The following is a 22,794-nucleotide window of genomic DNA, read 5'->3' as shown; positions in this document are numbered from 1 at the left end:
ATAAAGTATAGTCCGGTAAGGTTTAGCCAGCGGAGGGAACAGCATGAGCAGCCGTAAACAATTCATTGGTGTGTTGGTGTTTATATTCCTCGGCAGCCTGTTGCTGCTGGAATCACTTGCGCGCCTGGTGCATGTGCTGTTTGTGGGTTAACCGCTATTTCCTGCCGCGCTAAACGCCTAAACTCCTTTCGATTCATATAAAGGAGCCTGTATGAGCCAAAATATTTACGATAACCCCACCTTCTTTGCCGGTTATGCCACCTTGCCCCGTTCGGTAGCAGGATTGGATGGCGCGCCCGAGTGGCCCGCACTGCGAGCGATGCTGCCCAGTCTCAAAGACTTGCGCGTGCTTGATCTAGGCTGCGGATACGGCTGGTTTTGCCGCTACGCGCAGCAGCAAGGCGCACGCGAAGTTTTGGGCATTGATGTCTCAGAAAAGATGCTGGCGCAAGCCGCTGCCATGACTTCCGGACAAGGCATTCGCTATCAACGTGCCGATTTAGAGACTCTGCAGCTCAATGAAACCTATGATCTGGCCTATAGCTCACTGGCGTTGCATTACCTAAGTAATATCGAGCCGTTGTTGACCACACTGTTCGATGCATTAAAGCCTGGCGGCATGCTGGTTTTCTCCTGCGAACACCCTATTTATACCGCTCCGCTTCAGCAGCAGTGGATGGTCGATGATCAGCAGCAACGCAGCTGGCCGATCAATCATTATCAGCAGGAAGGTGAGCGCATCAGTAATTGGTTTGCTGATGGTGTGAAGAAGCAGCATCGGAAATTAGCCAGCTGGATAAATGCGCTGATTGGTGCCGGATTCGAGATTGTGCATCTTGATGAATGGGGGCCTGCCGATGAGCAGGTCAAACAGAATCCGGGCTTAGAGGAAGAGCGCGACCGCCCGATGATGTTTTTATTGTCTGCCAGCAAACCACAATAAATTTCAACAGTGGCTGCGTCCTGCAGCCCTGATGAAAGTCCCGTCCGGCGCTTATCTCCGGCGCTCATTGAAGGCGTTAGCTCTGTGCGGGACGGCGGTCACTTTACCAACTCAGACAATTCCGAACAAGTTAAATGATATTAACTATCATTCTCATCATTACTTTTTACGCTTCGCTTACATAAGTGATGATTATCTCATCAGAGAGGGCTATCTGGCATCTAACGCCACATCGCTTGCAGGGTTTTTGCTACGCTTAAAAGGCGTATTTATAAAAGGAGCGAGGCAATGAAAGACTATTATAAGATCGACCTGGAACTTTTCATGCAGAATAACGCGGAGTTAATTCGCGAAATTAAAAGTAAAGCGCCGGTTTATGCGGATGAATTGGGATTAGAAGTGGTGCAATATATTAACCGCGAAGTAAAACAAGCTCACCTCGATTATATCGAAAGTCTCGGCGTGCGCGATCCCTATGAATATTATGTGTCGCAGCATGAAGAAGATCGTCAGCTGGCAGACACGCTGCTCGCTCAGCATCGCACCGCGCTGCATCACTCCGCTTAATCAACTGATTTGCCACACAAGCCGTGTGGCAAACGGCATGATCTAGTGCGAAAGAAAGAAAATCGCCAGCAGGAAGAAGACCCACAATCCAGCAAAGGTAGCAAAACCTACGCGTGGCGTTTTCGTCCGCCCTACCACAACACCAATAAAGAGGCTCAGTAACGTTAAGGTGCCAACCATTACCCAGAGAAGATATTGCGCATTTGCCATGAAGGATCCTTATTAATCGGCAATAAAAACAGTGCGCACTCTTATACCATTTTTCATGCAAGCTGGCTGCTGCTAAATGTCCGCATCTTTCGTGCTGGCTTGAATTGATTACGCCGTTGGGTGGCCGCAACGCGCGGATTTTAATTGTTCCAGCTCATTTAATCGTGTCGAGGCATGCTTGTTGGCGCTCGCCTTAGCGATACCGTTACCAATGCCAAAATCACCGATGAAACCCATCACCGTCAGCGCATCAAACTCCCCGGTTTTATCGATCTGCTGTTGGACACTGTGGGATTTGGCGATCTCCTGTTCCAGTGCCGCACAGTTGTAGGTTTGCGCTTCTTCGTCACTGACTTTGGGTGATTGCGAATATTGTTTCAACGCGCAGCCGCTGAGCAGCAGGATTGTGGTGAACAGGACAGCAGGTTTTAACATCTCAAGACTCTCGTTTTGGCTGGCAGGGTTTGCGGGAAGCTGAGTGGAAATGTAGCACGTGAGTCGTGACGCGATTGGCTGAACAAATGGGCGATTTACGGGTATTTTGCGCAAAGATTGGGTAAGGATCGCGGGATGGGGTTTGGGCCAAATATAAGGATTCAAGAAAATCTATGGGGAATATAAAATTTAAGACGATAAATCAAAAGCATAAAAAAAGACCCAACACGATTCCTGTATCGGGTCCAGGGAAATGGCTCTTTGAGAGCCGTGCGCTAAAAGTTGGCATTTTTGAAGGCGAGTTCGCCTTGCCATTTAAAGGTAGTCCAAGGGTGATTATTTTCCAGCCAACCGTCACGATGCGGAAAGGAAGCTGCCAACTCTGTGATCGTGCTGACACACTGGAGAAGCAAGCGTAGCGGCAAAACTGTGCGCTACGCCCGTTTTGCAGGGATTACTTATCGCACAGCTGTTGTGCACGATCGACGATCGGCTGCAGGCTCATTTTTTGCCCCGGATGCGCTTTGTCTTCCGCCACGATGGTGTCGATAGATTGCTGTGTACCTTTGCCTGCACCAGCGCGAGCGAGGGCTTTATCATTCAACGGATACTGCAACAACGTGCTCGGATTGATGGCAAACAGCGCGCCGTCTTTCTCGCAGGTCAGCATCACCTCTTCGCGGGTGAATGGCCATTTGTCTTTGCCAATCTCAAAGCGGCTGACAGTAATAATCTGCGCGGCCATCGCCTGGCTGCACAATGCCATCAGAATGCAGGCTGGAATCAATTTCTTCAGCAAAATATCGACCTCATTTTCTCTTTAATAACAATTCAGGCCGGTGACAGCGTGGCAAACACGCTGACCAATCCGACAACTACCACGGCCAACAGCAGCTCAAGCTGCGTCAGGCGAATAAACTGCTGCGGCGCGTGACTACCCGCGACGCGAAAACCTGGCACCATCACATAACGATTGATTAGCGCAATGCCCACCATCATCATCACCAGCATCACTTTGACCACCAGCATCGCACTCCACAGCGTGGTACCCCAATTGAGCGGCGTGCCGCCAATTAAAAGGCTGTTGATCAGCCCGGTGAACAGCGCCAGTGCGACAGCCAGATGCCCGTAGCGCGAAAAGCGCATCATGCAGCGAATCGCATCGGTACGATACGCAATCTGGCGGGCCTCACGCATCAGCAATAAAAGGGGCAGTAAACCGCCGGTCCAGAATGCGGCGGCAATCAAGTGAAGCGCGTGATTGATCTGCTGCAGCAAACCGGGTAAACCATCGCGCATGGCGGCGTGCCCGACGCCTGCCAGCGCCATCAGCTGTAACAGCCCACTCACCAGCAATATTTGCTGGCGCAATGTGCCACGCAGCAGTAAAGCCAGCGTGCTAAGCAGTGCGAAGCCCAACTCCCAACGCCACACCGCGCCAAAGCGCGTCGCTAAAACAGCCTGCCAGGTTTCCACGTCAGCGACATTACGCCAGTCGCCGCTCATCAAACCGGTTTGCGTGGCCAGCATCAGCAGTGCACTGAATAAGCTCAACAGCGCTGACGTGACTAAAATTTTGTGCAAACGTTGCGCCAGCACCGGGCGATAACGTCGCGGTGCCAGCAGAGCCGTATAGAACGCGCTGCCAGCCAGCAGTAACACCGCAATAAAATGCAGGGCGCGCAGGACGATCCACAACGTGCTCAAACCCATAGGTTACTTCACGCTAAACGCGTAGCTTCCCTTGGTTTTGTGTCCATCCACCGACAACACATGCCAGTTCACCTGATAGTTGCCGGAAGGCAACGGCTGGCTAATCGGTACGATCAGCTGGTCATGCTGCTTATCATTTAGTTTGGCTTTTTCCACGGCCATTGGCTGCTTCTGTGCATTCAGCACTTCAACACCGCTGAAAGCCGGTTCCACATCTTCGGTGAAAGTCAGAGTGAGATTCTGAGGAGAGCTGTCGATTACCGCTTTGTCGGCGGGAACCGGCGTTTTCAGGTGAGCATGGGCCAGAGCAAACTGGCTGAAGACCAACGTGGATGACGCCAGCAACAGCGCCACAACCGGGTTTAACGCAGTTTTCTTCATCACTTCTTCCCTTTTCAGTGCGACACTCTGCCGCAAACGTGGCAGCAGGATACGCCGCTGGTTAAAGCGTGTCGAGACTTGCGGTGCGATCCAATTTCCTTGATCCGTAAAGGGGAAACCATTACTTTTGCCCCTGTTTATCAGGAGAAATGCATGAGCCAAAACCTTGCCCTGTTGTCGCAGGAAGAGAAAGACAAAGTGAATGTCGATCTGGCCGCCGCAGGCGTGGCGTTTAAAGAGCGCTACAACATGCCCGTGATTGCGGAAATGGTCGAGCGCGAGCAGCCGGAAGCCCTGCGCGAGTGGTTCCGTCAGCGCTTGATGGGCTATCGTCAGGCATCACTCAGCCTCTCTCGCCTGCCCTACGAACCCAAGCAGAAGTAATATATGTTACGTGTTATTGATACCGAAACCTGCGGATTACAAGGTGGCGTGGTTGAAGTGGCGTCAGTGGATGTCATCGACGGCCAGATCGTCAATCCGATGAGTGATTTGATTTGCCCTGACCGCCCGATCAGCCGTCAGGCGATGGCGGTGCACCGCATTACGGAAGCGATGGTTGCCGATAAGCCCACCATTGAAGAAGCGATTGGTCGCTATCATGGCAGCGCGCATTACGTGGCGCACAATGCCAGTTTTGACCGCCGTATGCTGCCGATCATGCCCGGTGAATGGATTTGCACCATGACGCTGGCGCGCCAGCTGTGGCCGGGCATCAAATACGGTAATCAGGCATTGCGTCACAGCCTGAAGCTGGACGTCACGCCACCTGCTGAACTGCATGCGCACCGTGCGTTGTATGACTGCTATGTCACTGCCGCACTGCTGATCCGCATTATGGAGACCTCCGGCTGGAGCGTCAGTGATATGGTTGGCCGCTGTCAGCCTGCTGAAGTTAGCGGAGATGTGTTCCCGTTTGGCAAATATCGTGGGCAGAGCATTGGCAGCATTGCGCGCAAAGATCCCGGCTATCTGCGTTGGGTGCTGGAAAATGTGCGCGATTTGCGCCCACCATTACGTCAGGCGCTGCGCAAGTACGTTAAGACAGATCAGTAATCGACGCGGTCTGGCAAGCTGCCCTGTGCCAGACCAATCAGGAAGGTAAACTCCTGCGCCACGCCTTCATACGCTTTGAAACGCCCCGATTTACCACCGTGCCCGGAATCCATCTCGGTACACAGCAGTAACAGCGTGTCATTGGTTTTCAGCTCACGCAGTTTCGCCACCCACTTCGCCGGTTCCCAATATTGCACCTGAGAATCGTGCAGCCCGGTGGTCACCAACAGATGCGGATAAGCTTTAGCTTCGATGTTGTCATACGGGCTGTACTGCCGGATGGTGTGGTAATCCGCTTCATGTTCCGGATTGCCCCACTCATCATATTCGCCGGTGGTCAGCGGGATCGTCGGATCCAGCATGGTGGTGACCACATCAACAAACGGCACTTGTGCCACTACGCCGTTGAACAGGTCGGGCGCCAGATTGATCACCCCACCCATCAGTAAACCACCAGCGCTGCCGCCCATCGCATACAGCTGTTGCGGATCACCCAATCCTTTCGCCACCAGTGCCTGCGTCACATCAATAAAGTCGGTGAAGCTGTTCATCTTATTCTTCAGGCGGCCATCGTCGTACCACTGTTGGCCCAACTCGCCACCACCACGCACGTGAATGATCGCGTAAACAAAGCCACGCTCCAGCAGGCTAATGCGACTGGTGCCGAAGCTGGCATCCATGCTACTGCCGTAGGCGCCATAGCCGTAAGCCAGCAGTGGATTACTGCCCGATTTGAAATGCTTGCGGTGATAGACCAGCGACACTGGCACTTCAGTGCCATCACGTACCGTGATCCAGTGATGTTCGCTTTTGTAGTCGTCTGAGTTGAAGCCCGGCACCGGCGTCTGTTTCAACACCCGGCGATCGCCGGTCTCCATATTGAGTTCAAACAACGTTGTTGGCGTGGTCATGGATGAATAGCCATAACGCAGCGTGTCGCTTTCCGGCGATGGATTGTAAGCCAGCCAGGTGACGTAAGCCGGATCGTCAAAGGCGATCCCGATGCTTTCACCGCTTTCCCAGTTGATCTGGCGCAGCGTGTTGACGCCGCGCTGGCGCTCTTCTACCACCAGCCAGTGGCGAAATAGCTGGAAATCCTCCAGCACTACATTATCGCGTGCCGGAATCAACGCCTGCCAGCGGTTCTCCGCCAGCCACGCGCTGCGGTACAGGCCAAAGTTTTTGCCATCACGATTCGAGCGAATATAGAACTGGTGATTGTAATGATCGATGCTGTACTCGTGATCGCGGCGACGTGGACAGAACACCTGTGGCTGCGCATCCGGATACTCGGCATCAATCAGCTGGATCTCGCTGGTGGTGGTGCTGTACATCGCAATCAGGATGAAGTGTTCGGAGGTGGTTTTATGCACGCTGAGATGGAAGCTCTCATCCTTCTCTTCATACACCAGCTGATCGTCTGATTGCGGATGGCCCAGCTCATGGCGCCATACCTGATACGCCAGCAAGGTTTTCGGATGCTTGCGCACGTAGTACAGCGTGCGGGAATCATTGGCCCACGCCACGCTGGAAGAGGCATTGCTCAGCACTTCCGGATACCAGCTACCGCTCTCCAGATTGCGGAAGCGAACGCCGTACTGGCGACGTGAAAGGAAGTCCTCGGCCAGCGCCATGACCTGGTTGTCAGGCGCGATCGCCAGTGCGCCCATGGTGTAAAAATCACTGTGCGAGGCACGCTGATTACCGTCGATCAGCAGCTGCCAGGGCTCATCGGCTGGCGCGTTGACCGGCTGGCGAAAATAGAGCGGATATTCGTTCCCCACCTCATAGCGACTCTGATAGCGATAGCCGTTCTTCACATAGGGCACGGAGTGGTCCTGCGCCGGAATGCGATCAACGATCTCTTTGAGTACCCGTTCTTGCAGATTCTCTTGCGACGCCATCATCGCTTTGCCGTAGGCATTCTCGGCGTGCAGATGGTCCAGTATCTCTGGATTTTCCCGCTCGTCATCGCGCATCCAATGATAGTTATCGGTACGCGTTTCACCGTGCAGGCTCATGATGTGGGGGACTTTTTTTGCTTGCGGCTGATTCATTCTGGCTCCTTTCCCTGAAAGACAACATTCAGCAAGCGTGGCACTTATCACGCGGGAAGCCAAGCAGCAGCGCACAGGAAGTGTAGTTGAGGGCCCAGGCAAGGCCCTCTGTTCAATTATGCGGCTTTCTCCGCCTGAATATCGCGCTGAATACCTTCGCGCACATCCTGTGGGATCTTCAGGGCATCACCCAGTGCGGAGAGATAGCTACGCTCCATAAAATGATCCACATCGATAGCGGCGCAGCTGAGGAAGTAGAGTTCTAACGCTTCTTCTTCATTTCTCACATCTGCTGCTAACCAGTGGGGATCGAGTGGACGATTCATCGCTTGCTGGATCAGCGTTTCCGCCTGCGAACCATAACCCGCCTTATGGATGTTCTGCTCAATGGCCGCGCGTTCGCGATCGTCAATATGACCATCACTTTTGGCCGCAAACACTAACGCGGTCACCAGACGTTCAGCGCGCTGGTCAACGGGCGTCTGCAGCTGACCAAATCCCGGCTCATCCTGATGGGTTTCACGCACACGCTGCTTGTACTTATTCCACAGCACGGCACCGGCTGCCGCACCGCCGCCGACCAGCAATGCCTTACCGCCGTATTTGGTCAACAGGCTTCGCGTGGACTTGCTGGCCACCAGCAATCCCGCTAAACCACCCAGCGCGCCAGGTGCCAGCATATCGCTCAAACCGCCGGCTTTACCGTCGCCGCCCTTCTTCGCCAGCACCGACTGGATTTGCTGCAACCAATTGCTCATCGTTTAACTCCTGTTTAAGTTTTCGCGTTCCATGCTGCCGTAGCGAGTGTCAGGTAACGTCAGAGCGGGAAAAGTATGGCAAACCTGTTTGAGCCGAATGCGTGAGTACGCAAACGTTTTCGTTTATACTGCGCGCGCATTTTGACTGCTAAGGTGAAATTATGACGACTCTCGGAACCGCGCTGCGCCCTGCCGCAACGCGTGTGATGCTGTTAGGTTCAGGTGAATTGGGCAAAGAAGTGGCGCTGGAGTGTCAGCGTCTGGGTGTGGAAGTGATTGCCGTAGATCGTTATGCCGATGCACCGGCGATGCACGTTGCCCACCGTAGCCATGTGATCAATATGCTGGACGGTGATGCGCTGGCTGCGCTGATCGCGCTGGAGAAGCCGCACTTCGTGGTGCCAGAAATTGAAGCTATCGCCACTGAAAAACTGCTGGAACTGGAAGCTCAGGGCCAGAAAGTGGTGCCCACTGCCCGTGCCGCGCGCCTGACCATGAACCGCGAAGGCATTCGTCGTCTGGCGGCAGAAGAGTTGTCGCTGCCTACCTCAACCTATCAGTTCGCTGACAGCAAAGAGAATTTTGTCGCGGCCGCCAATGACATTGGTTTCCCGTGCATTGCTAAACCGGTAATGAGTTCGTCTGGCAAAGGTCAGAGTTTCATCCGTGAAGCGAGCCAGCTGGACAAAGCCTGGGATTACGCACAGCAAGGCGGTCGTGCCGGTGCCGGTCGCGTGATCGTTGAAGGCGTGGTGAAGTTCGATTTCGAAATCACCCTGCTGACCATCAGCGCGGTAGATGGCATTCATTTCTGCGCGCCGATTGGTCATCGTCAGGAAGACGGTGATTACCGTGAATCCTGGCAGCCACAGCAGATGACCGATTTGGCGTTGCAACGCGCACAAGACATCGCATCTAAAGTGGTGAAAGCGCTGGGCGGATACGGTCTGTTTGGCGTTGAGCTGTTTGTATGCGGTGACGAGGTGGTATTTAGTGAGGTCTCTCCGCGCCCACACGATACTGGCATGGTGACGCTGATTTCTCAGGATCTGTCAGAATTCGCACTGCATGTGCGCGCGTTCCTCGGCCTGCCAATCGGTGGTATTCGCCAGTATGGCCCGGCAGCCTCAGCGGTGATCCTGCCACAGCTGGACAGCAACAATGTGCAGTTCGTCAACATCGAAGCGGCATTAGGTGCTGGTCTGCAGCTGCGTCTGTTCGGCAAGCCGGAGATTGTGGGTCAACGTCGTCTTGGCGTGGCATTGGCGACCGGTGAGAATACCGATGAGGCGATTGCGCGTGCCGTGGCGAGTGCCGCAGCAGTGAAGGTAGAGGGATAATCTCCTCGCCTGCCATTTGTCTGTAGAGACAACGTATAAGGGCGGCCTTCAGGCCGCCCTTTCAGTACGCGTGATTCGCATCGTGGCAAATCGGTAAGTGCGTTACTTCGCGCCTTCAACTGCCTCACGCGCCAGACGCGTAATACGATCCCAGTCGCCACTTTCCAGCGCATCATTCGGCACCAGCCACGAACCACCAATACACAGCACGCTTTTCAGCGCCAGATAATCACGGTAGTTGGCCGGTGAGATACCGCCGGTTGGGCAGAAACGCACCTGCGGGAACGGGCCGCCAATCGCTGACAGCGCTTTCACACCGCCATTGGCTTCCGCCGGGAAGAACTTAAATTCGCGCAAGCCATAATCCATGCCCAGCATCAGCTCGGACACGGTGCTAATGCCCGGAATCAATGGCACCGGCCCCTCAACTGCAGCTTTCAGCAACGGCTCGGTTAGACCTGGGCTGATCACAAACTGCGCACCGGCATCGGTGACTTCTTTCAACTGCTGAGTGTTGATCACCGTGCCCGCACCGACAATCGCTTCCGGCACTTCTTTGATCATCGCACGCAGCGCATCCATCGCCACCGGGGTACGCAGCGTCACTTCCAGCACGCGCACACCGCCCGCCACCAGCGCTTTGGCCATCGGCACTGCATGTTCCAGTTTGTTCACCACAATCACCGGCACAACCGGGCCCGTTGTCATGATCTGTTCAGCAGTGGTTTTCCAGTTCTTCATCAGGTTTCCTTAGTTGCATCAGCCCGACTTACATCCGGCCGTCAATGTTTGGGCTCTACCATACAAGATTGGCTGGAGCGGCGTCCATCGGATATCAAAAATTATTGAAACTCTGGTTCAATTTTAAGAAAAATGAATTTTGGGCACAAAAAAGCCCGCTCATTTCTGGCGGGCTTCGATGTTAAGGCTTATTCAAACTCATTCCACGAACGGCCATCGCGCGTAATCATCGCGACGGAAGCTACCGGGCCCCAGGTACCGGCCTGGTATGGCTTAGGCGCTTCCGCATCGGCGTTCCACGCATCGATAATAGAATCGACCCAACCCCAGGCGGCTTCCACTTCGTCACGACGCACAAACAGTGCCTGAATGCCGCGCATGGTTTCCAGCAGCAGACGCTCGTAAGCATCGGCCAGATGCGACTGGTTGAAAGTCTCGGAGTAGCTTAGATCCAGCTTGGTGGTCTGCAGTTTGTGCTTGTGATCCAGACCTGGCACTTTGTTCAGGATCTCGATATCCACACCTTCGTCCGGCTGCAAGCGAATGGTCAGCTTGTTCTGCGGCAGTTCAGCGTAAGAATCTTTGAACAGGTTCATCTCTGGGTTCTTGAAGTACACCACAACCTCAGAGCATTTGGTCGGCAAGCGCTTACCGGTGCGCAGGTAGAACGGCACGCCCGCCCAACGCCAGTTATCGATATCGACACGGATCGCCACGAAGCTCTCGATGGCGCTCTGCTTGTTCGCGCCCTCTTCTTCCAGGTAGCCCGGTACTTTTTTGCCCTGCACGAAGCCCGCGGTGTACTGGCCACGCACGGTTTTCTCACGCACGTTGGTCTGGTCGATACGGCGCAATGAACGCAGCACCTTCACTTTCTCATCACGGATTGCATCGGCACTCAGGTCGGAAGGCGGTGACATGGCGATCATAGTCAGAATCTGCAACAGGTGATTCTGGATCATGTCGCGCATCTGGCCGGCTTTATCGAAGTAACCCCAACGGCCTTCGATACCCACCTCTTCTGCCACGGTGATCTGCACGTGATCGATGGTGCGGTTATCCCAGTTATTGACGAAGATCGAGTTAGCAAAACGCAGCGCCAACAGGTTCAACACCGTCTCTTTACCGAGATAGTGGTCGATACGGAACACCTGGCTTTCTTCGAAGTACTTGCCGACGCTGTCATTGATCTCTTGCGAGGTCGCTAATGAGGTGCCGAGTGGCTTCTCCATCACTACGCGCGCCGGTTTAGCATTCAGCTTGGCTGCGCCCAGACCATCACAGATAGCACCAAAGGTGCTTGGTGGCATGGCGAAGTAGTTAATGGTGACACGATCTTTCTGGTCAAGCATCTTGCCCAGTTTGGTGAAATGCGAGGTGTCGGTCACGTCGAGGTTACAGAAGTCGAGACGGCTGCTGAGTTTGTCCCACAGCGCTTCATCGATCTTCTCTTTCATGAAGGTTTCCAGCGCTTCACGCACCACTTTGGTGTAAGCGTCTTTGTCCCAATCCGCACGCCCCACGCCGATGATGCGTGTGGTGTCGTGAATCTGACCGGCTTTCTCCAGCTGATACAGTGAAGGCAACAGTTTCCGGCGTGCAAGATCGCCTTTGGCACCGAAAATAACCAGATCGCATGCCTGGGCTGTTTGTGTTACCGCCATTTTCCTCTCCTCGTTGCAGGATATACCCGGTTTGAGCGTCCTCATCATCCCGGGTCCTTATTGTAATTTTCTTACAGCACAATGTACTTTTTTCCCCGCATCGGAACAACCCAGACGCGGTGTGGCATTAGCCATTACTTTGAACATGATGGCGAACAAAGGTGTGTTGTGGTGTGCGCTTGATGCGCTTTTTCTGTTTCGATGTTTGTCAGGATAAAACCCGGCAACGATCAAAGTATGACAAAAAAATCGCGTTTACATTTGTCCGCTGCTGCGTGCGAGGGCGTATTACACGGTATATTCTTGAGAAATGGCAGCGATTTCATCAAATGATGGTCGTGATGTAAGTGATTAAGGCTCATCAGGTTAACAACATGCTGGAACAGATTCAGGCGCAGCTTGATGCGCTGAGTAAATCAGAACGTAAAGTGGCCGAGCAAATCCTCGCCGCTCCGCAACAGGCCATGCATTCCAGCATTGCCACGCTGGCGCGTGCCGCCGATGTCAGTGAGCCCACGGTGAATCGCTTTTGTCACCGCATGGGCACGCGGGGTTTTCCCGATTTCAAACTGCGCCTCGCACAAAGTCTGGCGAAAAGCCCAAACTGGGTCAGCCGCGACGTGGAAGAAAATGACAGCGTCGAGAGCTACAGCCACAAAATTTTTGATTCCGCGCTGGCGGGATTGAGCCGCGTTCGCCAACAGCTGGATATGCAGGTGATTGATCAGGCGGTTCAGGCGTTGACACAGGCCAACAAAATCGCCTTTTTGGCCTTGGCGCCTCGGCGGTGGTGGCGCACGATGCCACGAATAAATTCCTGCGTTTTAATCTGCCGGTCATCTGGTCGGAGGATATTGTGATCCAGCGCATGAGTTGCATAAATAGTGGACCAAATGACGTTTTTGTTCTCATATCACATACTGGGCGCACCAAAAATATGATAGAACTGGCTCGCCTGGCGCGTGTAAACGCTTCCACAGTGCTGGCTATCACCTCTCCGGGTTCACCTTTGGCGGCAGAAGCCACTCTCGCTATCACGCTGGATGTGCCTGAGGATACCGATATCTACCTGCCGATGGTCTCCCGCCTGGCGCAACTCACCGTGGTTGATGTTCTGGCAACGGGTTTTACCCTTGAGCGTGGCGCCGCTTTCCGAGAGAATCTTAAGCGGGTGAAAGAGGCGCTTAAAGATTCGCGCTTAGAAAAGCGAGTGCAATAAAACAATGCACTGTAAAATAATTAACATCACATTCACAATGTGAGTCGAATCACAGCCCATCGATCATATAGAATATGCGATTACACCGTGTCCCCTTGAGAGTGACACGAACCTTTGTCAACGGAGTCCTTCATGTCAAGACGTCTCAGAAGAACCAAGATCGTTACTACCCTCGGCCCAGCCACCGATCGCGACAATAACCTCGAAAAAATCATCGCGGCGGGCGCTAACGTTGTGCGACTCAACTTCTCTCACGGCACCGCAGAAGACCACCAGCTGCGCGCGAACAAAGTGCGTGAGATCGCGGCAAAACTTGGCCGCCATGTGGCTATTCTGGGTGACCTGCAAGGCCCAAAAATTCGTGTATCGACCTTCAAAGAAGGCAAAGTCTTCCTGAACGTTGGCGATCGCTTCCTGCTGGATGCGGATATGAGCAAAGGCGAAGGCGATAAAGAGAAAGTCGGTATCGACTACAAAGGCCTGCCAGAAGACGTGGTGCCGGGCGATATCCTGCTGCTGGATGATGGCCGTGTGCAGTTGAAAGTGCTGGAAGTTCAGGGCGTGAAAGTGTTCACCGAAGTGACCGTTGGTGGCCCGCTCTCTAACAACAAAGGCATTAACAAACTCGGCGGCGGTTTGTCGGCTGAAGCGCTGACTGAAAAAGATAAAGTGGATATCGTCACTGCGGCGAAAATCGGCGTGGATTATCTGGCCGTCTCCTTCCCGCGCAATGGCGAGGACATGAACTATGCTCGCCGTCTGGCGCGCGATGCCGGTTGTGATGCCAAACTGGTAGCCAAAGTTGAACGTGCGGAAGCCGTTGCGTCTCAGGAAGCCATGGATGATATCATTCTGGCCTCTGACGTGGTGATGGTGGCGCGTGGCGACCTCGGCGTTGAGATTGGCGATCCAGAACTGGTCGGTATCCAGAAAGCACTGATTCGTCGTGCACGTCAGTTGAACCGCACCATCATCACTGCGACGCAGATGATGGAATCGATGATCACCAACCCGATGCCTACCCGTGCCGAAGTGATGGACGTGGCGAACGCCGTGCTGGATGGCACCGATGCTGTGATGCTGTCAGCTGAAACCGCTGCTGGCCAATATCCGGCCGAAACGGTTTCTGCCATGGCGAAAGTGTGCCTTGGCGCGGAAAAAATCCCCAGCGTTAACGTGTCTAAGCACCGTCTTGAAGTGCAGTTCGACAACGTAGAAGAAGCGATTGCGATGTCCGCGATGTATGCCGCCAACCACCTGCAGGGTGTTTCTGCCATCATCACCATGACCGAATCGGGCCGTACCGCGCTGATGACTTCACGTATCACTTCAGGCCTGCCGATCTTCGCCATGTCACGTCACGAACGTACATTGAATCTGACCGCGCTGTTCCGTGGTGTGACGCCGGTGTTCTTCGACAGCAACAATGATGGCGTTGCCGCCGCGCATGATGCCGTTAACCTGCTGCGTGACAAAGGTTTCCTCGTTTCTGGCGACCTGGTGATTGTCACCCAGGGCGACGTGATGGCGACCACTGGCACCACCAACACCAGCCGTGTTCTGCGCGTAGACTAAACGCTCACGCACCACTGACAGCGGCTGTAACAACATGGACAAACGCGACTGCCTGGCAGTCGCGTTTTATTTTTCTCTGACAAGGAGGCCAGATGGCCCGCTATCAGCCTATTACTCATCTCACCGGGCGCGTGCTGCTGTTCCCGCTCGCACTGGTGCTGTTTGAATTCGCAACTTATATCGCCCATGACATGATTCAGCCCGGCATGTTGTTGGTGACGTCTGAATTCAACGTCGGCCCGGAATGGGTATCGACTTCTCTTACGGCTTATCTGATGGGCGGCGTGGTGCTGCAATGGCTGCTCGGCCCGCTCTCCGATAAATATGGCCGCCGTCCGGTTCTGCTGTTCGGCATCCTGTTCTTTGCCGCTGCCTGTATTCTGACCACCTGGGTGAGCAGTATCGAACAGTTTGTGACGCTGCGCTTTATCCAGGGGATCAGCCTGTGCTTTATCGGCGCGGTGAGTTATGCCGCGGTGCAGGAAGCCTTTGATGAAGCGCTGGCCGTGCGCATGATGGCGCTGATGGCCAACGTGGCGCTGTTAGCACCTTTGGCTGGTCCGCTGGCGGGGGCTGCGTGGTTAACCGTCGGTGAATGGCGCAGTATGTTCTGGCTGTTTGCGATTTGCAGCGTGGTGTCTTTTGTCGTGTTGTGGCGCATCATGCCGGAAACCGCAGGCGATCGGAGCCACTCCATCGCCCTGCCCAATCTGGCGCGCGCCTATGGCCGTCTGGCACGCGATCGTCAGGTAATGTACGGATCCTTTGCCATTGGTTTGGTGTTTATTCCGATCCTCACCTGGGTAGCGCTGTCGCCCGTGATCCTGATGCACGATGAAGGATTGTCCCGCATGGAGTATGCGCTGCTGCAGCTGCCGGTATTCCTCGCGATGATTGCCGGTAATCTCACGCTGGGCAAACTGGCGGGACGCGTACCGATTGAACAGCCGGTGAAATTTGCTGCCTGGCCGATTCTGCTGGGACTGAGCATTTCGCTGCTGGCTAACCTGCTGGATAGCCATACCTATCTGTTGCTGACCGCAGGATTGAGCCTGTACGCCTTTGGCGCGGGTATGGTCAATGCAGGTTTATATCGTCTGACCCTGTATTCCAGCAATGAAGGCAAAGGCAGCGTAGCGGCTATGCTGGGGATGATCAGCATTCTGACGCTGGCCATCGGTATTGAATTGGCAAAGGCAGGCTACTTCAGTGGCGGCACGCCGTGGTTCAGCGGCATCAACTTTGCGGCGGGTGTGCTGTGGTTTGGATTGGTAACGCTGTTCCTGCGTGAGCGTAAACGACGCAGTCATGTTGAAGCGGTAGAGTAAAACTCGTCGCTACCGAGTGGACAATATTCAACACTCGGTAGCGGCGCCATTGATTGCGGATAAGGCTATTTGCGCGGATAGAGTTCGTCACGCGAATAGGGTTCAATATCCCCTTCTTTGCGCGTTTTCAACAGCTTCAAAATCCAGGTGTATTGCTCCGGATGTGGTCGGACAAACACCTCGACTTCTTCATTCATTCGACGCGCTAGCGTGTTGTCGTCAGCATCCAGTAAATCATCCATCGGTGGATGCACATAGATATCCAGACGATGCGTATCACTGTTATACACCGGGAATAACGGCACCACGCGCGCACGACACACCTTCATCAAACGCCCCACCGCAGGCAATGTGGCTTTGTAGGTGGCAAAGAAATCCACAAACTCACTGTGTTCCGGGCCATGATCCTGGTCCGGCAGGTAGTAGCCGTAATAACCCTGACGCACCGAGGCGATAAACGGTTTAATGCCATCATTGCGCGCATGCATACGTCCGCCAAAGCGACGACGCACGGTGTTCCACACGTAATCCAGCAGCGGATCGCTCTGATTATGGAACATGGCAGCCATCTTCTGCCCTTCCGAAGCGAGCAACATCGCCGGAATATCCACGCCCCAGCCGTGCGGCACCAGGAAGATCACGTTCTCCTGGTTAGCCTGTAAAGCTTCAATGATTTCACGACCGTGCCAGTCCACGCGCTGACGCACGCGCGCAGGGTCACGCATACCCAATTCGGCCATCATCACCATCGCCTGCGGCGCGGTGGCAAACATACGATCAGCAATCTCTTCGCGCTGCTCTTCACTTAACTCCGGCAGGCAATAGTAAAGATTGATCAGCGCACGACGACGCGCACTTTTTGCCAGCTTGCCGGCAAACCGCCCCAATCCGCCCAGAATCGGATCGCGTACTTTGGCAGGCAGCAGCGCCATACCCGCCAGCGCACCAATCGCCAGCCAGTTGCCCCAGTATTTCGGTTTTAAAAAAGAACGTTGAAAAACGGGGATAAATTCACTGTTATTTTTCTTTCGGGTTTCCATGCACTCGCCTCTGACAATGACGGGACAATGATAGTGACGGGAGTTAATTTTGCAATCATCATGCGTCAGATAGCAAAAAACCGACGAATAAATCGTCGGTTTTTTCGTTACGGCCTACAGAAAGGCGCTATTTCAATGCCAGCTGCGGCAGATAGCTCTTCACATTGGTGAGGTAATCACTGCGATCTTTACCCGTCAGACCTTCCATCCGCGGCAGTTTCGCCGTCAGTGGGTTAACCGCCTGATTGTTGATCCACACTTCATAATGCAAATGTGGGCCGGTAGAACGCCCAGTGTTGCCTGACAACGCAATACGGTCACCACGCTTCACTTTCTGTCCCGGCTTGACCAGCGCTTTGCTCAGGTGCATGTAGCGGGTCATATACTGGCGACCGTGACGAATCGCGACGTAGTTACCGGCCGCGCCACCATTCTTAGCCATCACCACTTCACCATCACCAACGGCAAGCACTGGCGTACCGATTGGCAGTGCGAAATCGACACCTTTGTGCGGCGCGATACGTCCGGTCACCGGATTAAGGCGACGTGGATTGAAATTAGAGGAGACGCGATACTGCTTCACGGTCGGAAAACGCATAAAGCCACGCGCCAGGCCAGAGCCACTGCGATCGTAGAATTTGCCATCTTCCGCGCGGAAGGCGTAATAATCTTTGCCGCCGGTACGCAGATGCACACCCAGCAGTTGGCTTTGTGCACTTTTGCCATCCAGCATTTCACGGGACATCAACACGCTGAAATCATCACCGGCACGCAGTTTGCGGAAATCCATCTGCCACTGCATCGCTTTGATCACATTGCTGGTTTCAGCACTGGATAATCCGGCACGCTGAGCACTGGCGCCAAAACTACCGCGCACTTCACCTTTCAGCACACTGTTCTGCCACTCACCCTTTTGCATCTCCTGCTGCATCTTGAAGCTGCCATTTGGCTGACGCGCATAAGTACGGGTTTCGCGGCGATCCACTTCCCAGGTAAAGTTCTGCAGTTGTCCATCGGCATCCAGCGTCCAGCTGAGCTGCTGACCCACCCGCAGATTGCGGAAGTCTTTATCGCTGCTCACCAGTGCATTGATATCACCCAGGTCGATACCGTATTGGTTGAGCGCGCTACCGAGGGTGTCACCTGAAGAAATGGTGTAATCGTGGACGTTCGGGTTGTCCTGAACATCTTTATCGATGTCATCAGCCGGAATCTCTTCTTCCGGTTCCACCGTAGTCTGATCGATCGGCTCACTGGCTTCTGGCAACAGCGTACGCAGTTCGTTTTTGTCCAGCGTGATGTCTTTCACGATGGGGGCAACGTCATGAGGATGGTAAACATAGGGCCGCCAAACCGCGACGGCCAATGTTACAACAGTTAATGAACCCAGCATTACGCGGTGGGGGCGCGGCAAATTATTAAATGCGAGGGCGACAGAGCGGGCTATCTGCTGCACTTTTACTTATTCCTCTATGCTCCATTCAGGCAGCTCGCATACTGGCTCGATAACTGTGAGAGGAACTTCACATAGCTATCTTTGGTTAAGCTGATTCCCATGCCCAACGGATCGAGGGTGCCTTTTCGCACGCTGGTTCCGCGAGACACGGCATCGATGACGGCCGGCCTGAATTGTGGTTCAGCGAAAACGCATACGGCTTTCTGCTCAACCAACTGTGTTCGTATTTGATGTAAACGCTGGGCGCCCGGTTGGATCTCAGGGTTGACGGTAAAGTGTCCAGCAGGGGACAAACCGTAGTGTTTTTCAAAGTAGCTATACGCATCGTGAAAAACGAAATAACCCTTGTTCTTAACCGGGGCAAGCTGCGCGCCAATATGCTTATCAGCATTGGCTAATTCTGCCTCAAACTGCTGCAGGTTAGCGTCAAGTTTGGCTCTGCTTTGCGGCATAAGTTCCAATAATTTTCCGTGGATTGCAACCGCAGATTGGCGCGCAATCTCTGGGGACATCCACAGGTGCATATTAAACTCGCCGTGATGGTGATGATCATCACCTGCATCATGGTCTTCAGACTTTTCTGCACCATGGTCATGATCGTGACCATGCTCATGTTCTTCTTCCTCTTCACCGCCGCGAATCAACAGCGGTTTGACGCCTGGCATTGCGGCGATTTCGAGGTTTTTGGTCTCCGGTAAATCGGCGGCAGACTTGGTCAGAAAGGCTTCCATTTCTGGGCCTACCCACACCACTAAGTCCGCGTTTTTAATACGTTTTACATCCGATGGACGCAAAGCATAATCGTGTTCTGAAGCGCCATCAGGCAACAATACTTCCACCGGAGTAACGCCATCGGCAATCGCCGCTGCGATAAATCCGATCGGTTTGATTGAAGCCACTACGGCTGAGTGCGCGGGCGTTGCGCAGGTGGCTGCCAATGCGACAGCAGGAAGAGTGAAAGCGAGGCGCTGCTTAATGTGTAACATAATGCGTCATTCCATCGTGACCCGTTGATGGAATGTGATATTATAACATTCGAAATTCAATGCAACCTGTAAATAATATGTCGTCACTTGTTACACTTGAAAACATTTCAGTGAAGTTCTCCCAGCGCCCCGTGCTGGCAGGCATCAGCCTGTCGCTAGAGCCAGGAAAAATTCTCACGCTGCTTGGGCCGAACGGCGCAGGCAAATCGACGCTGGTCCGCACGGTGCTGGGTTTACTCGCGCCCACCAGCGGCACCGTCACGCGTACGCCCGGCCTGCGCATCGGCTATGTGCCGCAAAAACTGCATATCGATCCGACCTTGCCGATTACCGTTGAGCGGTTCATGCGTTTGACGCAGGGCAGCAAGCGGGATGCCATTCTGCCTGCTTTGAAGCGTGTGCAGGCGGGTCATCTGATGCAGGCTCCGTTGCAAAAACTCTCGGGTGGTGAAACCCAGCGCGTGTTGCTGGCTCGTGCCCTGCTCAATCAACCGCAGTTACTGGTGCTGGATGAGCCGACACAAGGCGTCGACGTCAACGGCCAGGTGGCGCTGTATGATCTGATTGACCAGCTTCGCAGCGAACTTAACTGCGGCGTGTTGATGGTTTCTCACGATCTGCATCTGGTGATGGCCAAGACCGATGAAGTGCTGTGCCTCAACCATCACATCTGCTGTTCCGGCACGCCGGAAGCGGTGTCGCAGCATCCCGAATTCATTGCCATGTTCGGCCCGCGCGGCGCACAGCAATTGGCTATCTATCGCCATAATCATAACCATCGTCACGATTTACAGGGACGTATTGTTCTGCGCAAAGGAAATGGCCCGTCATGATTGAATTGTTGTTACCTGGCTGGCTCGGTGGCGTTTTGCTGGCGCTGGCGGCCGGTCCACTTGGCTCGTTTGTGGTCTGGCGCCGGATGTCTTATTTCGGCGATACCCTGGCGCATGCTTCTCTGCTCGGCGTGGCTTTCGGTCTGCTGTTGAATGTGAATCCCTATTACGCGGTGATTCTGGTGACGGTGTGTCTGGCGCTGGGGTTAGTGTGGCTGGAACGTCGTCCGCATCTGGCGATAGATACTCTACTCGGTATTATGGCGCACAGCGCGCTGTCGTTGGGCCTGGTGGTGGTGAGCTTGATGCAGGGCGTGCGCGTTGACCTGATGGCGTACCTGTTTGGCGATCTGCTGGCGGTGACGCCGGATGATTTATGGCTGATGGGCGCTGGTGTAGCAATCGTGCTGGCGGTGATGGCGTGGCAGTGGCGTTCACTGCTTTCGATGACCATCAGTCCGGAACTGGCGCAGGTTGATGGCGTCAATATTCAGCGTACGCGATTGATGCTGATGCTGGTAACGGCGTTGACGATTGGCGTGGCCATGAAGTTTGTCGGCGCGCTGATCATCACGTCATTGCTGATCATCCCGGCAGCCACGGCGCGACGCTTCTCGCGTTCGCCGGAACAGATGGCCGGTTATGCGGTCATCATCGGGATTCTGGCTGTCACCGGCGGGTTAACCTTCTCCGCCACTTACGACACGCCAGCCGGTCCTTCGGTGGTGCTCTGTGCCGCCGTGCTGTTTATCCTCAGCATGGCGAAGAAACCGGCGGCGTAACGCCGGTTTTACACTTCGCGACTTATACCGAAATGCTTGTAAGCATGCTGCGTGGCCATGCGGCCGCGCGGGGTGCGTTGAATGAATCCCTGCTGAATGAGGTAGGGTTCAATCACATCTTCGATGGTTTCCCGCTCTTCTCCAATCGCCGCAGCCAGGTTATCCAGCCCCACTGGGCCACCTGAGAACTTATCGATAATCGCCAGCAGTAACTTGCGGTCCATATAGTCAAAGCCCTGATGATCGACGTTGAGCATATCCAGTGCGCTGGCAGAGACTTCACCACTCATCACACCGTTAGCTCGCACTTCGGCGAAATCACGCACACGGCGTAATAAGCGGTTCGCGATACGCGGAGTACCACGTGCACGACGCGCCACTTCTAATGCACCTTCGTCACTCAGCGGCAGACCTAAACAGGCCGCGCTGCGACTAACGATATGTTGTAGATCCGGCACGTTATAGAACTCAAGACGTTGCACAATACCAAAGCGGTCACGCAGCGGCGAGGTCAGCGAACCGGCACGCGTGGTGGCACCAATCAGGGTGAACGGCGGTAAATCGAGCTTGATAGAGCGCGCGGCGGGGCCTTCACCAATCATGATATCCAGCTGATAATCTTCCATCGCCGGATACAGCACTTCTTCCACCACGGGCGACAGACGATGGATCTCATCGATAAACAGCACATCGTGCGGCTCAAGGTTAGTCAACATCGCCGCCAGATCGCCTGCCTTTTCCAGCACCGGACCCGACGTGGTACGCAGATTGACGCCCATCTCATTGGCAACAATGTTAGCCAATGTGGTTTTACCCAGTCCCGGCGGGCCGAAAATCAGCAGATGGTCGAGCGCATCACCGCGCAGCTGTGCCGCTTTGATGAAGATTTCCATCTGCTCACGCACCTGCGGCTGGCCCACATACTCTGCCAGCAGCTTAGGACGAATGGCGCGGTCGAGGCTCTCTTCTTCAATTACAGAGCCACCCGACACCAGGCGATCGGCTTCAATCATGCATTACCTCAAATAGCTGCGCGCAGTGCTTCACGAATCAGGGTTTCGCAATCTGCATCCGGTTTACCGACTTTGCTAATCATCCGACTGGCTTCCTGCGGTTTATAACCCAGCGCCACCAGTGCCGCAGCGGCCTCTGCTTCAGCATCGTTGCTGTCTGGCGTTTCGGAAGGCGTGGTCAGCGTAAAGGTAGAATCACCACCAAACAGATCGCCGTGCATGCCTTTGAAGCGGTCTTTCATCTCGACCACCAAACGCTCGGCGGTTTTTTACCCACGCCAGGCAGCTTGATCAGTGAGACGATCTCTTCACGTTCGACCGCCGTGACAAACTGCTGCGCCGACATGCCAGAAAGAATGGCCAGCGCCAGTTTTGGCCCCACGCCATTCACTTTGATCAGCTCACGAAACAGTGCGCGCTCTTGCTTATTGTTAAAACCAAACAACAGCTGCGCATCTTCACGCACTACAAATTGGGTGAAGATAATCGCTTCCTGATTGATCTCCGGCAGCTCATAAAAGCAGGTCATTGGCATATGTACTTCATAACCGACACCGTGCGCCTCAATTAACACCAGCGGCGGCTGTTTTTCCAGAATGTTGCCTCGTAAACGACCAATCACCTGAGCAGTTCCTTAATCTGTAAGTTAGCCAGTTTATATACCATAAAAAAAGCTGGATGAATATCCAGCTTTCAT

At 54.2% G+C, this 22,794-nt stretch carries 22 protein-coding genes and 2 pseudogenes; 10 read left to right on the top strand and 14 right to left on the bottom strand.

Features of this window, described 5'->3' with window-relative positions; genetic code table 11:
• Positions 1-211 precede the first annotated feature (211 nt).
• Together HA45_RS25595 and HA45_RS25590 are read left to right on the top strand one after the other, a co-directional pair.
• Positions 212-943: a class I SAM-dependent methyltransferase gene (locus HA45_RS25595; RefSeq protein WP_100700723.1), complete on the top strand. Its 732-nt coding sequence runs from the start codon at positions 212-214 to the stop codon at positions 941-943.
• A gap of 288 nt (positions 944-1,231) precedes the next feature.
• The gene (locus tag HA45_RS25590) at positions 1,232-1,510 is read left to right on the top strand and encodes a hypothetical protein (RefSeq protein ID WP_100700724.1); all 279 of its coding nucleotides are present in this window, start codon (positions 1,232-1,234) and stop codon (positions 1,508-1,510) included.
• A 42-nt stretch (positions 1,511-1,552) separates the two neighbouring features.
• Here the strand turns inward: HA45_RS25590 and HA45_RS27560 are convergent, their stop codons facing one another.
• From HA45_RS27560 to copC, 5 genes are all read right to left on the bottom strand, one after another.
• Complete coding sequence (locus tag HA45_RS27560; protein WP_167390558.1) at positions 1,553-1,720, bottom strand: hypothetical protein; 168 nt, start codon at positions 1,718-1,720, stop codon at positions 1,553-1,555.
• 108 nt (positions 1,721-1,828) lie between these two features.
• Entirely contained in the window at positions 1,829-2,155 is a 327-nt protein-coding gene (locus HA45_RS25585; RefSeq protein WP_100700725.1) for a hypothetical protein, read from the bottom strand.
• A 454-nt stretch (positions 2,156-2,609) separates the two neighbouring features.
• Positions 2,610-2,957, bottom strand: a complete 348-nt coding sequence (locus tag HA45_RS25575) for a YebY family protein (protein ID WP_162288460.1) — start codon at positions 2,955-2,957, stop codon at positions 2,610-2,612.
• A gap of 29 nt (positions 2,958-2,986) precedes the next feature.
• On the bottom strand, positions 2,987-3,868 hold the full coding sequence (gene copD / locus HA45_RS25570) for a copper homeostasis membrane protein CopD (RefSeq protein WP_100700728.1): 882 nt from the start codon (positions 3,866-3,868) through the stop codon (positions 2,987-2,989).
• Between the two features lie 3 nt (positions 3,869-3,871).
• Entirely contained in the window at positions 3,872-4,249 is a 378-nt protein-coding gene (copC, locus tag HA45_RS25565) for a copper homeostasis periplasmic binding protein CopC (RefSeq protein ID WP_100700729.1), read from the bottom strand.
• A gap of 153 nt (positions 4,250-4,402) precedes the next feature.
• Between copC and HA45_RS25560 the strand changes: the two genes are divergently transcribed.
• Positions 4,403-4,633 (top strand): DNA polymerase III subunit theta, encoded by a 231-nt coding sequence (locus tag HA45_RS25560; RefSeq protein ID WP_084934460.1) that lies wholly within the window; start codon positions 4,403-4,405, stop codon positions 4,631-4,633.
• A gap of 3 nt (positions 4,634-4,636) precedes the next feature.
• Positions 4,637-5,305: an exodeoxyribonuclease X gene (gene exoX, locus HA45_RS25555; RefSeq protein WP_100700730.1), complete on the top strand. Its 669-nt coding sequence runs from the start codon at positions 4,637-4,639 to the stop codon at positions 5,303-5,305.
• Here the strand turns inward: exoX and HA45_RS25550 are convergent.
• Together HA45_RS25550 and HA45_RS25545 are read right to left on the bottom strand one after the other, a co-directional pair.
• Positions 5,299-7,362, bottom strand: a complete 2,064-nt coding sequence (locus tag HA45_RS25550) for a S9 family peptidase (RefSeq protein WP_100700731.1) — start codon at positions 7,360-7,362, stop codon at positions 5,299-5,301. The genes exoX and HA45_RS25550 overlap by 7 nt on opposite strands.
• A 116-nt stretch (positions 7,363-7,478) precedes the next feature.
• On the bottom strand, positions 7,479-8,120 hold the full coding sequence (locus HA45_RS25545) for a tellurite resistance TerB family protein (protein WP_100700732.1): 642 nt from the start codon (positions 8,118-8,120) through the stop codon (positions 7,479-7,481).
• Positions 8,121-8,281: 161 nt separating this feature from the next.
• Between HA45_RS25545 and purT the strand changes: the two genes are divergently transcribed.
• Positions 8,282-9,460 (top strand): formate-dependent phosphoribosylglycinamide formyltransferase, encoded by a 1,179-nt coding sequence (gene purT / locus HA45_RS25540; RefSeq protein WP_100700733.1) that lies wholly within the window; start codon positions 8,282-8,284, stop codon positions 9,458-9,460.
• 102 nt (positions 9,461-9,562) lie between these two features.
• Here purT and HA45_RS25535 read toward each other — a convergent pair whose 3' ends face one another.
• Entirely contained in the window at positions 9,563-10,201 is a 639-nt protein-coding gene (locus HA45_RS25535) for a bifunctional 4-hydroxy-2-oxoglutarate aldolase/2-dehydro-3-deoxy-phosphogluconate aldolase (protein WP_034828669.1), read from the bottom strand.
• A 188-nt stretch (positions 10,202-10,389) separates the two neighbouring features.
• Positions 10,390-11,865 (bottom strand): glucose-6-phosphate dehydrogenase, encoded by a 1,476-nt coding sequence (gene zwf, locus HA45_RS25530; protein ID WP_100700734.1) that lies wholly within the window; start codon positions 11,863-11,865, stop codon positions 10,390-10,392.
• A gap of 374 nt (positions 11,866-12,239) precedes the next feature.
• Between zwf and HA45_RS25525 the strand changes: the two are divergent.
• The 3 genes and pseudogenes from HA45_RS25525 (at position 12,240) to HA45_RS25515 (ending at position 15,987) form a co-directional block, all read left to right on the top strand.
• Positions 12,240-13,084 (top strand): annotated as a pseudogene (locus HA45_RS25525) (MurR/RpiR family transcriptional regulator).
• 132 nt (positions 13,085-13,216) lie between these two features.
• On the top strand, positions 13,217-14,659 hold the full coding sequence (pyk, locus tag HA45_RS25520; RefSeq protein WP_100700736.1) for a pyruvate kinase: 1,443 nt from the start codon (positions 13,217-13,219) through the stop codon (positions 14,657-14,659).
• A 92-nt stretch (positions 14,660-14,751) separates the two neighbouring features.
• On the top strand, positions 14,752-15,987 hold the full coding sequence (locus HA45_RS25515) for an MFS transporter (protein WP_100700737.1): 1,236 nt from the start codon (positions 14,752-14,754) through the stop codon (positions 15,985-15,987).
• 65 nt (positions 15,988-16,052) lie between these two features.
• On the opposite strand, the gene lpxM is transcribed toward HA45_RS25515, so the two are convergent.
• The 3 genes from lpxM to znuA form a co-directional block, all read right to left on the bottom strand.
• Positions 16,053-17,027, bottom strand: a complete 975-nt coding sequence (gene lpxM / locus HA45_RS25510; protein ID WP_100700738.1) for a lauroyl-Kdo(2)-lipid IV(A) myristoyltransferase — start codon at positions 17,025-17,027, stop codon at positions 16,053-16,055.
• A 127-nt stretch (positions 17,028-17,154) separates the two neighbouring features.
• Complete coding sequence (gene mepM, locus HA45_RS25505) at positions 17,155-18,483, bottom strand: murein DD-endopeptidase MepM (protein ID WP_100700739.1); 1,329 nt, start codon at positions 18,481-18,483, stop codon at positions 17,155-17,157.
• A gap of 14 nt (positions 18,484-18,497) precedes the next feature.
• A complete protein-coding gene (gene znuA / locus HA45_RS25500) occupies positions 18,498-19,469 on the bottom strand; it encodes a zinc ABC transporter substrate-binding protein ZnuA (protein ID WP_100700740.1) in 972 nt (323 codons plus the stop codon).
• A 77-nt stretch (positions 19,470-19,546) separates the two neighbouring features.
• On the opposite strand from znuA, the gene znuC reads away from it, so the two are divergent.
• Positions 19,547-20,302 (top strand): zinc ABC transporter ATP-binding protein ZnuC, encoded by a 756-nt coding sequence (gene znuC, locus HA45_RS25495; protein ID WP_100701352.1) that lies wholly within the window; start codon positions 19,547-19,549, stop codon positions 20,300-20,302.
• Entirely contained in the window at positions 20,299-21,084 is a 786-nt protein-coding gene (gene znuB / locus HA45_RS25490; protein ID WP_100700741.1) for a zinc ABC transporter permease subunit ZnuB, read from the top strand. The genes znuC and znuB overlap by 4 nt, the downstream gene beginning before the upstream one ends.
• An 8-nt stretch (positions 21,085-21,092) precedes the next feature.
• Here the strand turns inward: znuB and ruvB are convergent, their stop codons facing one another.
• Positions 21,093-22,097, bottom strand: coding sequence for a Holliday junction branch migration DNA helicase RuvB (gene ruvB / locus HA45_RS25485; protein ID WP_100700742.1), 1,005 nt, complete (start codon positions 22,095-22,097; stop codon positions 21,093-21,095).
• Between the two features lie 8 nt (positions 22,098-22,105).
• Positions 22,106-22,719 (bottom strand): annotated as a pseudogene (gene ruvA, locus HA45_RS25480) (Holliday junction branch migration protein RuvA).
• Positions 22,720-22,794 lie beyond the last annotated feature (75 nt).

The sequence above is a fragment of the Pantoea rodasii genome, from assembly GCF_002095465.1.
In the GTDB taxonomy this organism is placed as follows: domain Bacteria; phylum Pseudomonadota; class Gammaproteobacteria; order Enterobacterales; family Enterobacteriaceae; genus Pantoea; species Pantoea rodasii.
This window is presented reverse-complemented; position numbering and strand designations above follow the sequence as displayed.

Bases quoted from the DNA above. Each gene is read 5' to 3' on its own strand.
- HA45_RS25595 (WP_100700723.1), top strand. From the start codon at position 212: ATGAGCCAAAATATTTACGATAACCCCACCTTCTTTGCCGGTTATGCC.
- HA45_RS25590 (WP_100700724.1), top strand. From the start codon at position 1,232: ATGAAAGACTATTATAAGATCGACCTGGAACTTTTCATGCAGAATAAC.
- HA45_RS27560 (WP_167390558.1), bottom strand. From the start codon at position 1,720: ATGGCAAATGCGCAATATCTTCTCTGGGTAATGGTTGGCACCTTAACG.
- HA45_RS25585 (WP_100700725.1), bottom strand. From the start codon at position 2,155: ATGTTAAAACCTGCTGTCCTGTTCACCACAATCCTGCTGCTCAGCGGC.
- copD (WP_100700728.1), bottom strand. From the start codon at position 3,868: ATGGGTTTGAGCACGTTGTGGATCGTCCTGCGCGCCCTGCATTTTATT.
- copC (WP_100700729.1), bottom strand. From the start codon at position 4,249: ATGAAGAAAACTGCGTTAAACCCGGTTGTGGCGCTGTTGCTGGCGTCA.
- HA45_RS25560 (WP_084934460.1), top strand. From the start codon at position 4,403: ATGAGCCAAAACCTTGCCCTGTTGTCGCAGGAAGAGAAAGACAAAGTG.
- exoX (WP_100700730.1), top strand. From the start codon at position 4,637: ATGTTACGTGTTATTGATACCGAAACCTGCGGATTACAAGGTGGCGTG.
- HA45_RS25550 (WP_100700731.1), bottom strand. From the start codon at position 7,362: ATGAATCAGCCGCAAGCAAAAAAAGTCCCCCACATCATGAGCCTGCAC.
- HA45_RS25545 (WP_100700732.1), bottom strand. From the start codon at position 8,120: ATGAGCAATTGGTTGCAGCAAATCCAGTCGGTGCTGGCGAAGAAGGGC.
- purT (WP_100700733.1), top strand. From the start codon at position 8,282: ATGACGACTCTCGGAACCGCGCTGCGCCCTGCCGCAACGCGTGTGATG.
- HA45_RS25535 (WP_034828669.1), bottom strand. From the start codon at position 10,201: ATGAAGAACTGGAAAACCACTGCTGAACAGATCATGACAACGGGCCCG.
- zwf (WP_100700734.1), bottom strand. From the start codon at position 11,865: ATGGCGGTAACACAAACAGCCCAGGCATGCGATCTGGTTATTTTCGGT.
- pyk (WP_100700736.1), top strand. From the start codon at position 13,217: ATGTCAAGACGTCTCAGAAGAACCAAGATCGTTACTACCCTCGGCCCA.
- HA45_RS25515 (WP_100700737.1), top strand. From the start codon at position 14,752: ATGGCCCGCTATCAGCCTATTACTCATCTCACCGGGCGCGTGCTGCTG.
- lpxM (WP_100700738.1), bottom strand. From the start codon at position 17,027: ATGGAAACCCGAAAGAAAAATAACAGTGAATTTATCCCCGTTTTTCAA.
- znuA (WP_100700740.1), bottom strand. From the start codon at position 19,469: ATGTTACACATTAAGCAGCGCCTCGCTTTCACTCTTCCTGCTGTCGCA.
- znuC (WP_100701352.1), top strand. From the start codon at position 19,547: ATGTCGTCACTTGTTACACTTGAAAACATTTCAGTGAAGTTCTCCCAG.
- znuB (WP_100700741.1), top strand. From the start codon at position 20,299: ATGATTGAATTGTTGTTACCTGGCTGGCTCGGTGGCGTTTTGCTGGCG.
- ruvB (WP_100700742.1), bottom strand. From the start codon at position 22,097: ATGATTGAAGCCGATCGCCTGGTGTCGGGTGGCTCTGTAATTGAAGAA.